The organism is Phenylobacterium sp., from assembly GCF_024508875.1.
In the GTDB taxonomy this organism is placed as follows: domain Bacteria; phylum Pseudomonadota; class Alphaproteobacteria; order Caulobacterales; family Caulobacteraceae; genus Phenylobacterium.
This window is the reverse complement of the sequence record NZ_JANINU010000050.1, coordinates 1-10,616: the sequence shown is the minus strand read 5'-3', so window position 1 is coordinate 10,616 and position 10,616 is coordinate 1. Positions and strand designations below refer to the sequence as shown.

Here is a 10,616-nt window from a genome sequence, read left to right as displayed (position 1 = left end):
CGCGGAAGGTGTTGCCCGGGCCGGCCGGGTCGACGACGAAGCTGCCGACGCGCGCCGGGAAGGCGGTGCCCGAACCGCCGCAGCCGGCGGCGGCGAAGGTGTCGCCCGAGTTCAGCGTACAGGACGAGAAGTCACGGTTGCCCTGGAGGATCGGCTCCACGTGGCGGTAGCCGGCGTAGGCCGTGACGTTGCCCTTGCCGTCCGGCGAGTTCACGCCGATGACCAGGGTGACCTGGCTCATCTCGCCGTCGCGGACATTGTCCTTCGGCAGTTGGAAGAACTGCGGGTTGGCGGCCTCGTTCTGGGCCGCCTGGACGACGTCGGCGATCGGGCTTGAGTTGTCGTGCTGGTAGAGGCCGTACTGCGCATCGACCCGCACGCCTTCGAACCGCCGCGACATGATGAAGTTGACGACGCCGCCGACGGCGTCGGCGCCGTACACGGCCGAGGCGCCGCCGGTCAGCACGTCAACGCGCTCGATCAGGGCCGAAGGGATGAAGTTGATGTCGGGCGCCAGGTTGGCGCCCGTCGTGTTCGGCGTGCCGGGCATCAGGCGGCGCCCGTCGATGAGCACCTGAGTCCGCGTCGGGCCCAGGCCACGCAGGCTGACCGTGGCGGTGCCGGTGGAGCCGTTGGAGACCGACGAGCCCTGCGCCGCGAAAGCCTGGGGCAGGCTGTTGATCATGTCCTCGACACGGGTCACGCCGGTCGCCTTGATTTCGGCCGCGCTCACCGCGGTGACCGGGCTGACGCTCTCCAGGTTCGGCGACGGGATACGCGTGCCCGTGACGACAACTTCCGAAACCTCATCCGCGCCGCCAGTCTGGGCGAAGGCTGGGCCGGCCGCGGCGATGGCCGCGCCGCAAATCATCGAAGACGCCAGAAGGCGGGCGCGTACGGAATGCTTGTTCACGATCGATATCCCCTTCGCGGACGTTCGCCGTGCGGCGTCGCCGCTCCCCACAGGAAAGGTTTCGGCCTCTGTGACGAGACCCGGTGACGAGGAGTTACGTTTGGGTCACAAACACGGTCAATCGACCGTCAAGCAACAGGCGCTGCGTAGAAAGCAACACCCAGAACGACCCGGTGTATTGGCCCGATCGACGTAAAAAAATCGAAGGACAGAAACGAAGATTTTGCTTATCGGCGTGCTTGCGGCGCCACAGGATTCGCCGACTCTGACAGGGTGATCGCCGCCCTCGCCAAAGCTTCGTCGAAGTAGCGCCGGACGGGCAGCAAGGCGGCGGGTCGAACGGCGGCCTGGCGCTGGCGCAGTTCCACCAGGCCCGCCGCAGCCAGGACGCCGAGATGGTGACTGACGTTGACGCGCGGGATCCCCAGGCGCCGGGAGAGCTCGCCGGCGGACGCAGGCCGCGCGACCAGACGTTCGAGCAGGCGTCGCCGCACCGGCTCGGCCAGCGCGCGGAATACGTCCGGCGAGGTCGTGCGCGTCATGCGCTGCGGCGGGGCGCCGGCGCCTCAGGGTCCATCGCCTGGAGGCGCCGCGACACCGCGAACCGCTCGCGCAGCCATCCCTCGCCCACCGAGGCCTCGAACCACAGGCGGTCGAAATAGGTCCGCAACCGGGGCAGTGGATCGACCGCGGCCACCAGCACGCCCTCCTCCTCGCGCACCAGGCCGGCGTCCTTGAGGACGCGCACGTGATGCGAGACTGCCGGCCGGGTGACCGTGACCGCCGATGCCAGCGCGCCGATCCGCGAGGGCCGGGCCAGGATCCGCTCGTAGAGCTCGCGTCGCGTGGGATCGCCCAGCGCGTCGAGGGCCGCGGCGACCGGGTCGTTCATCCCCGGCCTCCCGCGGCGCGCAGCGGCTTCACCACCGCATCGACGTCCAGGGGCGTTGTCCGCAGCAGGCTGACGAAGCGGCGCAGCGCCGGGTTGTCGTGGTCGTTGCGCCAGGCGGCCGTCAGGCGCAGGGGGGCGACCGCGCCCGGCATGGGCGAGAAGGCGACGGCGGCGCGGGTGGCGTGGGCGACGCTCTGGGGCACAACCGCGTGGCCGACGCCGGCCGCGACGAGGCTGAGCACGCCGTCGTGCGATGTCATCTGCACGCGCACGCCGCCCCGCGCGCCGCCCCGGGTGGCGACCAACTTCTGGATCCGCATCCAATCGTCGCCGGCCGCGCACAGCACCGGCGCCTGGCCTAGGGGTTGATCCGGACCGTCTAGCGGCCGGGCCAGCAGCCACGGCTCGGCCCAAAGCGGAAGCCCGTCCAGGCCGGGGGCGACGTCGTCGGCGTCGATCAGCGCGACGTCCAGTTCGCGGTCGAGGACGGCGGCGGTCAGTTCGGCGGCGGAGCCGACACGCAGCTCCAGTTCGACGTCGAAGGCGGAGCGGCGATAGGCGCGCAGCATGGCTTCCGCCGGCCCGGCGGCAACCGGCCACACGTGGCCGAGCCGCAGGCGGCCGACTTCGCCCCGCCCGGCGGCCCCGGCGCGCACCGCGGCCTTGGCCAGGAGGTCGAGCGCGCGTTCCACCTCCGAGAGAAAGCGCTCCCCCGCCCCGGTCGGCCGGGCGCCCCCGGGCGAACGCTGGAACAGCGACACGCCGAGCGCGTCTTCAAGCGCCAGGACACGGCGCGACAGGACCGACGGATTGACGCCGAGCGCCTCGGATGCCCGGCGGAAGCCCAGATGCTCGCGGACCAGCAGGGCCGAACGCAGCGCGGCGATGTCCTGCGCAGCGGACGCATCGGCGGCGCGCCTGGCGGCGCTGCTTCGGGAAGGAAGGCCGTCGTGGATCGTCATCGAGCCGCCGCCTGCCCGGCGATCGGCGCCCGTTCGCCCCGCGCGGCGACCCAGGCGATCGCCAGGCCCACGCCGACATGCGCGGCGATATCCAGCAGCGAACGCGTCCCATCCCACTTTGGAAACGTCTCGGGCCAGCGCAGCGGCAGCACCACCCGGTACATCAGCAGGTACAGCAGAAGGCCGTAAGCCACCCCCGCCCCTAGCGGCCGGCGGCCGAGTAGCGGCATGCGCCGGGCTGCAAGGACGAAGGCGGCTGCCATGCAGCTCGCCACCGCGAAGTGGGTGACGAGGCCGAGCGCGACGGGGCCGGCTCCTTCACGGGCCGCGGCCCCGATCCAGCCGCTTGCGACACCCCGCCATGGACTGGCCAGCGACTTGCCGGCCGTGAGGGCGACGGCATTGGCGTAGAAGAAATCCACCGCGCCGCCCGCGAGCCCTGCGAAGGCTATGCGCGCAGCGAGACCCCGCGCCGGCGGGGCGTCGATCGACGGTAGGGCGGCGGTCATGCTCGGGTCTCCTGCAACCCACCGACGTTGCCGCCCCACGGTCGCGACGGTCGCGCACGTTTCGACGGGCCGGAGCACATTCCGATGATCGCGGCGGACCGTTCGCCGCTTTGCCTTTGACTCGGCCGTCGCCTGGCGCTGCTCTTGCGTCCACAGGCTGGCGATGACCTATCCGTTCAAGTTCAAAGACGCGTCCGAGCCCACCCTGACCTTCGGTCGTCAGCGCGAGTGGGGCCCCCTGGCGGCCACCGAGGTCCACGCGACCCCGGGCCGCTACCCCGGCCGGGTGATGGCCGAGCATCGGGTGATCTTCTACCTGACCCCGGCGGTGCCGACCGACTGCAGTTGCGAGGGCGTCGGCCATTTCCGGGTGCAGAGCCCCTACGACTTCGACCTGGTGCCGGGCGGCGCCGGCGGCGTCTGGGAGGACCATGCCCCATGCGACATGGTCTCGGTGCGCCTGTCGCCGGGCCTGCTGTCGTCGACCGCCGAAGCGCTGGGGCTACCCGGCGGCCGCGCCGACCTCGCCCCTAAGATCGGGGCCCGGGACCCGCTGGTCGAGCATGTGGTCCGCGCGCTCGTGGCCGAACTCCAGGCGCCCGCCCCGGCCGGCCGGATTTATGCCGACAGCCTGGCCACGGCCCTATCGACCCGCCTGCTGCAGAACTTCGCCTCGCCGTCGACGACAAGCCTCCAAACGCTGTCCAAGCCGCAGGTTCGCCGGATCGTGGACTTCGTGGAGGCGCACCTGGACGGCGAGCTCACGCTGGAGCAGCTCTCCGAGGTGGCCGGCATCAGCATTCCGCACCTGACCACGCTTTTCCGACGGACGATGGGCCAGTCCGTGCACGCCTATGTGATGGAGCGCCGGGTGCAGCGGGCGCGCGGCCTGCTTCTGGCGGGGCGGGCCAGCATCGCCCAGGTCGCCCTGGAGACCGGCTTCGCCCACCAAAGCCACCTGGCCCGCTGGATGCGCCGCCTGCTCGGCGTGACCCCGTCCGAGGTGCTGAGGGCTTAGTCCCTCTCGATGAAGAGGGGTGGGGCGCTATCGATCAAGCTCAACGCCCAGTCGCGACTTCCCACCCGTCTCGCTGCCCTCGCCGCCCTCCCCATTAGGAGGAGGGAGATCCCCTAGGTCTTGATCTTATAGCCCGTGCGGAACATCCACAGGCAGGCCCAGCCCAGCACCAGCGTGAGCACCGCGGTCATGATCACGCCGACGATCAGGTTGCTCTCGGCGCGGCCGATGAAGCCGTAGCGGAAGCCGTCGATCAGGTAGAAGAACGGGTTGTAGTGGCTGAACGAGCGGAACGGCTCGGGCAGGCGCTCGACGAGATAGAAGGTCCCCGACAGGAACGTCATCGGCATGATGACGAAGTTGGTCACCGCGGCCATGTGGTCGAACTTCTCGGCCCAGAGGCCAGCCATGATGCCGATGAAGCCCATGATCAGCGCCGCGCCCAGACCGAAATAGGCCACGGCCCAGGGCTGGGCGACTGGCAACCGGGCGAAGGGCAGGACAGCGGCCAGGCTGATCAGGCCCACGACGATGCCGCGCGTGGCCGCGCCGCCGCCGAAGCCCACCACGTGTTCGGCGGGGCTGAGCGGCGGGGTCATGAAGTCGCCCATCAGCCCATTGAACTTCGCCTGAAGCAGCGACGACGATGAGTTGGCGAAGGCGTTCGACAGGATCTGCATCATGATCAGACCGGGGGCGACGAACGTACCGTAGGCCACGCCGTGAACCTCTCGTCCGCCGCCGACGGCCACCACGAACACCAGCATATAGAGCAGGGCCGTGACCACCGGCGCCGCCAGGGTCTGCATGCCCACCTTCATGAACCGACGGACCTCACGCACGTAGAGGGTCTTCAGCCCCTCCCAGTTCACACCGTGATAGGCCCGCGGCTGCGGCGGAAGGACGGTCTCGTCGAGGGGCATGTCGCGCATGGCCGAGATGTGCGCGCTGCGGCGGCGCGGCGCAAGGCCATGCCCCCCGGCGCCCAAACTCGAATCAACATCTAGTTCCTGTGGATGACGGGCATGGCGCCTATTGTGGCCGTCAATGAGTTGTTTACTACTGATAGTGGTTGGTGGCGGCGGAGTTCTCTCGGCGCCACAAGATATTGATCTCGGCGCAGTCTTTGGGGGCGGCGCCGACCCCTTGGGTGGGAGGCGAGACCATGGGCTGGACCGACGAACGCGTCGAACTTCTGAAGAAGCTCTGGCAGGACGGCCTTTCGGCCAGTCAGATCGCCAAGCAATTGGGCGGCGTCACTCGCAACGCCGTCATCGGCAAGGTGCACCGCCTTGGCCTTTCGGGCCGGGCTGCGCCCTCGAAGCCGCAACGCACCGTCTTCAAGGCGCCGCGTCCTGCACGCCCCGTCGCGGCCTCGCCGTCGGCGCCGCGCCGGATCGCCGAGCCGGTGGCGGCCACGCCCGCGCCGTCGCCGGTGCGGTACGTGGACGAAACGCCCGGCACGGCCACGGTGCTGACCCTGGGCGCCCACATGTGCAAGTGGCCGATCGGCGATCCGTCCCTCGACAACTTCACCTTCTGCGGCCGCCGCTCGGAAGAGAACGGCCCCTACTGCCACGAACACGCCACGGTGGCCTACCAGCCGGCCCAGGCGAAGAAGAAGTCCAGCGCCGCCGAACTCGCCCGGAGCCTGCGCCGCTACATCTGAGATCCGCTGGAGAGCGGTCTGACTATCCGTTGGGGATGGGAGGCGCGTTCGGAACCGAGGGCTGCGAAAGCTTCCTTGAGGTCCCGGACGCGTCTCTTTCTTTTTGCGTGAGCGGCTCTAGCTTTCCGACATGACTGACGCCGCGACGAGTCCCGACACCTCCGGCAACGCCAAGGCGTATTCCGTCTCGGAGCTGGCCTTCGCGCTGAAGCGGACGCTGGAGGACTCGTACGGGTTCGTGCGGCTGCGCGGCGAGCTCAGCAAGGTCACGCACCACTCGAACGGCCACGTCTACCTGACCATCAAGGACGAGAAGGCCGCGATCGACGGCGTCGTCTGGAAGGGCAGCGTCCGCAACCTGTCCATCCGGCCCGAACACGGGCTCGAAGTGGTCGTCACGGGCAAGATCACGACGTATCCGCAAGGATCGCGCTATCAGATCGTCATCGAGACGATGGAGGCCGCGGGCGTTGGGGCCCTCCTGGCGCAGCTCGAGCGGCTGAAGCAAAAGCTGGCGGCCGAGGGCCTGTTCGAGCCGTCGCGGAAGCGGCCCCTGCCCGACATGCCAGCCGTCGTCGGCGTGATCACCAGCCCGACCGGCGCGGTGATCCGCGACATCCTGCACCGCGTCCGCGACCGCTGGCCCTGCCGGGTCATCGTCTGGCCGGTGGTGGTGCAGGGCGAAACGGCGGCGGCGCAGGTCTGCGGCGCGATCCGCGGCTTCAACGCCATGGCGCCCGACGGGCCGGTCCCGCGGCCCGACGTGCTGATCGTGGCGCGCGGCGGCGGCTCGGTGGAGGATCTCTGGGCCTTCAACGACGAGACCCTGGCCCGCACGGTCGCCGAGGGGACCATCCCCCTAATCAGCGCGGTGGGCCACGAGACCGACACTACCCTGATCGACTTCGTCTCCGACCGCCGCGCGCCGACCCCCACGGCGGCGGCCGAGATGGCGACCCCGGTGCTGGCGGAACTGAAGGCGCTGGTCTCCGACCTGGGCGCGCGGATGCACCGCTGCGGCGGACGCGTGGTGGAGGACCGGCGCAGCCGCATCGCCCACGCCGACCGCGCGCTGAAGCGCGTGCCCGACCTCGTTCGGCTGGCCGAGCAGCGGTTCGACATCGTCTCGGGCAAGCTGGGCGCGGGCCTGGCCCGCAACGCGGCCGCGCATGAGCGTGACCTCGTGCGGGTGGCTTCCCGCCTGTCCCCCCTGCTGCTGCAGCGACCGCAGCAGGTGCAGAAGGATCGGCTGGAACGGCTGGCCGTGCGGCTGGAGCCTTCGTTCCGAAGGCGGCTGGAGCGCCTCTCCGAGCGGCTGGACGGCCTCTCCAAGCTCTATGCCTCGGTGGACCCCGACCGGCCCTTGCAGCGCGGCTTCGCCCGGGTGGCGCGCGCCGACGGCTCACTGGTCCATGCCGGGGCGGCCCTGACCAGCGGCGAAGAGGTGGCGATCACCTTCGGCGACAAGGTCACCCGCCGGGCCGTGATCGACGGCGAGGGCGGAGGCGCCTCGCCTGTCGCGCCCGCGCCCAAGGCCCGGCCGAAGCCCAAGGCCGAGGGACCCGCACAGGGCGACCTCTTCTAAGACCGGCGCCCGCGCGCTAAATAGGGGCCATGAACGCCCACGATCGCAACCTCGGCGCCAACGACCTGGCCAAGCTGCATTACGGCGACGGCGACTATGCCGTGTTGCGCCCGGGCCGCTACGTGCTGTGCGCCGTCACCGGTCAGAAGATCCCGCTGGAGCAGCTCCGCTACTGGAGCGCCGAGCTGCAGGAGGCCTACGTCGGCCCCGCGGAGTCCCTGAAGCGCTGGCAGGAGACGCGCTAGCGTTTCCGGTACTCCTCGCTGGGCCACCGGCGATGCACCCAGAACCATTCGGTGGGCCGGGCCCGCACGCGGTCCTCGATGAAGGCGTTGATCCGGCGCACGCCGGCCGCGATGTCCGCCTCGCGATCGCCGGTGTCCGCAAGCCGCATCTGCTCGTGGACGATCACCTTGAACCGGGCCCCCGGCCCCACCCGCTGCACGCTCATGGGCTGGATCGGCACGCCGAACCGCAGGGCGAAGGTAGCTGGGCCGGGCGCGGTATGGGCCATGTGGCCGAAGAGCGGGGCTGCGACGCCGCCATTGAATTTCTGGTCGTTCATCAGGGCCACGCTTTCGCCACGCTGGAGCGCCCTCATCAGTTCGCGGGCGCCTTCGAGACCCTTCGGTGCGAAGAGACGCACGCCGTAGCGGAAGCGGTTCTTCCGAACGCGTTCGTCGACGTAAGGGTTGTTCATGGCGCGGTACGTGACCTGGCAGTTCACGCCGGCGCGGACGATGGCGGCAGCCATGAGCTCGAAGCACGAGAAATGGCCCGAGATGAAGACGACGGGCCCCGCCCCTGCGGCGATTGCGCCCAGCGAAGCTTCCCCCTCCACTTGCACGCGGCCTGAGTCGGCTACAATACGGTCGAGAACGAGGATCTCGGCTAGCGACCTTCCCAGTTCGATCCATTGCGCCCGGAGGAGTGAGTTTATTTCGGCGCTGTCCGCTTCGGGAAAGGCGATGCGCAGGTTGCGCTCGGCCACCCGGTTCGCCCCCGTCAAGGGGCCAAGGACGCAAAACAGCGATCCGCCAAAATTTGAAACGGAATCAACCGGAAAGATACGGGTTAGGGCTAAAGCAGCGTCAAAAACCGCGGCTTCGAGCATCCAAATGAGTTTCGACACGTATGAATGGTTAAGTGCGGCCATCCAGTCTTCCTAGGCTCGGTCGCTCACGTTCGGCAATGGAGGCGGCTGGCGTGCGAATTGCGATGTCTCAACCACGGAGTCCCGAACCGGGACGAAGGGAAATCATGGTCGGGGATTCCATGGACGAGATCGACATCCACCTGGGCCGGCGTCTGCGTCGTCGCCGCCGTCTTCTGGGCCTGACCCAGCAAGAACTGGCGCACGCCTGCGGAGTCCGCTTCCAGCAGATTCAGAAGTACGAATGCGCCGCCAACCGCATGTCGGCCGCCCGCCTGTGGCAGTTGGCCGAGGTGCTGGAAGTGCCCGTGAGCTACTTCTACGAAGGCCTCACCCGCGACCAGCGGGAGAGCATCGAGCGCGAGAACGCGGCGTCCTCCACCGAGACGCTGGCCAGCAAGGAGACGCAGGACCTGATCCATGCGTACTACCAGCTCGGCGAACGGCCCCGCCGCCGCCTGCTGGACCTCGCCAAGGCCATGAACGGCGAGATCGAGGCTTAAGTCCGGCCGCAAGGCAGGGTAAGCGGGGGCATGACCCTCGATCCTGCCCGCCTTGAAGAGCTCGACGCTTTCCTGGTCGAGCTGAACCGTGTCGCCGCCGGATCGATCCTCCCCCTGTTCCGCGGCGAGCACGGACTCTCGAACAAGCACGAGGCCGGGTTCGACCCCGTCACCGAAGCGGACAAGGGCGCCGAGCGCGCCATCCGCGCGCTGATCGCCGAACGCTATCCCGACCATGGCGTCATCGGCGAGGAGTACGGCGAGGATCGGCCCGACGCCGAGTTCGTATGGGTCCTGGACCCCGTCGACGGCACCCGCGCGTTCATCGCCGGCCTGCCCCTGTGGACCACGCTGATCGGCCTGCGGCACGAGGGCGCTCCCGTCCTGGGCTCCATCGGCCAATCCTTCCTGGGCGAACTGTACATCGGCCACGCTGGCGGATCGCGCCTGGTGACACGGGAAGGGACTCAGGCGCTGCGCGTGCGGGCCTGTCCCAAACTGACCGACGCGGTCATCGCCACCACCGACCCCGAGGGCTGCTTCGACGGCGCCGAGCTGGGCGCCTGGACTCAGGTGCGGGCGGCCGCGAAACTGGCCCGGCTGGGCTGCGACGCGTACGCCTATGCGATGGTCGCGGCCGGCACGATGGACATGGTCATCGAGGCCGGGTTGAAGGCCTGGGACATCGAGGCGGCGATCCCGTTGATCGCGGGCGCCGGCGGGCTCACCACCGACTGGCGAGGCGAGCCCGTGGGAAGACACGGCGGACAGATCGCCATCGCGGGCGACCGCGCCTGCCTCGACGAGGCGCTGGTCGCCCTGAGGCGCTCGGCGAAGTAGCCGACTACTTCTTTGCGGCAGGCGACTTCTTGGCCGCAGGCTTCTTGGGGGCGGCGGGCTTCTTGGCGACGGCTGGCTTGGCCGCTGCCGCAGGCTTGGCGGCGGGTTTCGCAGCAGCCTTCGGAGCCGCCTTCGGAGCCGCCTTGGCGGTAGCGGGCTTGGCCGCCGGCTTCGCAGCCTTGGCGCTGGCCGGCTTCGCGGCTGGCTTGGCCGCGGGCTTCGGAGCCACAGCCTTCTTGGGCGCCGCCTTGGGAGCGGCCGGCTTCGCGGCGGCCTTCGGAGCCGCCTTGGCTGCAGCGGGCTTCGCCGCAGGCTTGGCCTCAGCTTTCGCAGCCTTGGCGGCGGGCTTCGGCGCCGCGGCCTTCGCCGGCGGCTTCGCTGCGGCGACCTTCGGAGCCGCAGCGGGCTTGGCGGCCGGTTTCGCGGCTGCCTTCGGAGCGGCCTTGGGCGCTGCGGCCGCCTTCGGAGCAGCAGTCTTCTTCGCAGCGGGCTTCTTGGCGGCAGGGGCCGGAGCGGGCTTCGCGGCCGGGGCCGGGGCGATGCGCACGCTCGCGCAGTCCGGGCTGCTGCCC

14 protein-coding genes are annotated in these 10,616 nt (G+C 69.8%); 6 read left to right on the top strand and 8 right to left on the bottom strand.

Annotated elements, in window-relative coordinates; translation table 11 throughout:
* The 5 genes from Q0L11_RS05150 to Q0L11_RS05130 form a co-directional block, all read right to left on the bottom strand.
* The coding region (locus tag Q0L11_RS05150) for a TonB-dependent siderophore receptor (RefSeq protein ID WP_296595837.1) at positions 1 to 913 on the bottom strand (913 nt) is incomplete at its 3' end.
* Positions 914 to 1,140: 227 nt separating this feature from the next.
* Entirely contained in the window at positions 1,141 to 1,455 is a 315-nt protein-coding gene (locus tag Q0L11_RS05145; protein ID WP_296595836.1) for a helix-turn-helix transcriptional regulator, read from the bottom strand.
* Positions 1,452 to 1,805, bottom strand: a complete 354-nt coding sequence (locus Q0L11_RS05140; protein WP_296595834.1) for a helix-turn-helix transcriptional regulator — start codon at positions 1,803 to 1,805, stop codon at positions 1,452 to 1,454. Before Q0L11_RS05140 ends, Q0L11_RS05145 begins: the two co-directional genes overlap by 4 nt.
* On the bottom strand, positions 1,802 to 2,767 hold the full coding sequence (locus Q0L11_RS05135; RefSeq protein ID WP_296595833.1) for a LysR family transcriptional regulator: 966 nt from the start codon (positions 2,765 to 2,767) through the stop codon (positions 1,802 to 1,804). Before Q0L11_RS05135 ends, Q0L11_RS05140 begins: the two co-directional genes overlap by 4 nt.
* A complete protein-coding gene (locus Q0L11_RS05130) occupies positions 2,764 to 3,276 on the bottom strand; it encodes a hypothetical protein (protein WP_296595831.1) in 513 nt (170 codons plus the stop codon). Before Q0L11_RS05130 ends, Q0L11_RS05135 begins: the two co-directional genes overlap by 4 nt.
* Before the next feature lie 163 nt (positions 3,277 to 3,439).
* On the opposite strand from Q0L11_RS05130, the gene Q0L11_RS05125 reads away from it, so the two are divergent.
* Positions 3,440 to 4,294: a helix-turn-helix domain-containing protein gene (locus Q0L11_RS05125; protein WP_296595830.1), complete on the top strand. Its 855-nt coding sequence runs from the start codon at positions 3,440 to 3,442 to the stop codon at positions 4,292 to 4,294.
* Between the two features lie 113 nt (positions 4,295 to 4,407).
* Here Q0L11_RS05125 and Q0L11_RS05120 read toward each other — a convergent pair whose 3' ends face one another.
* Positions 4,408 to 5,226 carry an ABC transporter permease gene (locus Q0L11_RS05120; protein ID WP_296595828.1) on the bottom strand — a complete coding sequence of 273 codons (819 nt, stop codon included), beginning with the start codon at positions 5,224 to 5,226 and terminating at the stop codon, positions 4,408 to 4,410.
* A gap of 233 nt (positions 5,227 to 5,459) precedes the next feature.
* On the opposite strand from Q0L11_RS05120, the gene Q0L11_RS05115 reads away from it, so the two are divergent.
* From Q0L11_RS05115 to Q0L11_RS05105, 3 genes are all read left to right on the top strand, one after another.
* Positions 5,460 to 5,963 (top strand): GcrA family cell cycle regulator, encoded by a 504-nt coding sequence (locus Q0L11_RS05115; RefSeq protein ID WP_296595826.1) that lies wholly within the window; start codon positions 5,460 to 5,462, stop codon positions 5,961 to 5,963.
* A 130-nt stretch (positions 5,964 to 6,093) separates the two neighbouring features.
* Positions 6,094 to 7,548 (top strand): exodeoxyribonuclease VII large subunit, encoded by a 1,455-nt coding sequence (xseA, locus tag Q0L11_RS05110; protein ID WP_296595825.1) that lies wholly within the window; start codon positions 6,094 to 6,096, stop codon positions 7,546 to 7,548.
* A gap of 29 nt (positions 7,549 to 7,577) precedes the next feature.
* Positions 7,578 to 7,793, top strand: a complete 216-nt coding sequence (locus tag Q0L11_RS05105; RefSeq protein WP_296595823.1) for a DUF2093 domain-containing protein — start codon at positions 7,578 to 7,580, stop codon at positions 7,791 to 7,793.
* Here Q0L11_RS05105 and Q0L11_RS05100 read toward each other — a convergent pair.
* On the bottom strand, positions 7,790 to 8,704 hold the full coding sequence (locus tag Q0L11_RS05100; RefSeq protein WP_296595822.1) for a lysophospholipid acyltransferase family protein: 915 nt from the start codon (positions 8,702 to 8,704) through the stop codon (positions 7,790 to 7,792). The two genes, Q0L11_RS05105 and Q0L11_RS05100, sit on opposite strands and share 4 nt — an antisense overlap.
* A 104-nt stretch (positions 8,705 to 8,808) precedes the next feature.
* On the opposite strand from Q0L11_RS05100, the gene Q0L11_RS05095 reads away from it, so the two are divergent.
* On the top strand, positions 8,809 to 9,204 hold the full coding sequence (locus Q0L11_RS05095) for a helix-turn-helix domain-containing protein (RefSeq protein ID WP_296595821.1): 396 nt from the start codon (positions 8,809 to 8,811) through the stop codon (positions 9,202 to 9,204).
* 30 nt (positions 9,205 to 9,234) lie between these two features.
* A complete protein-coding gene (gene hisN / locus Q0L11_RS05090) occupies positions 9,235 to 10,044 on the top strand; it encodes a histidinol-phosphatase (RefSeq protein ID WP_296595820.1) in 810 nt (269 codons plus the stop codon).
* A 4-nt stretch (positions 10,045 to 10,048) separates the two neighbouring features.
* Here the strand turns inward: hisN and Q0L11_RS05085 are convergent.
* A partial coding sequence (locus Q0L11_RS05085) for a hypothetical protein (RefSeq protein WP_296595819.1) occupies positions 10,049 to 10,616 on the bottom strand: 568 nt, incomplete at its 5' end.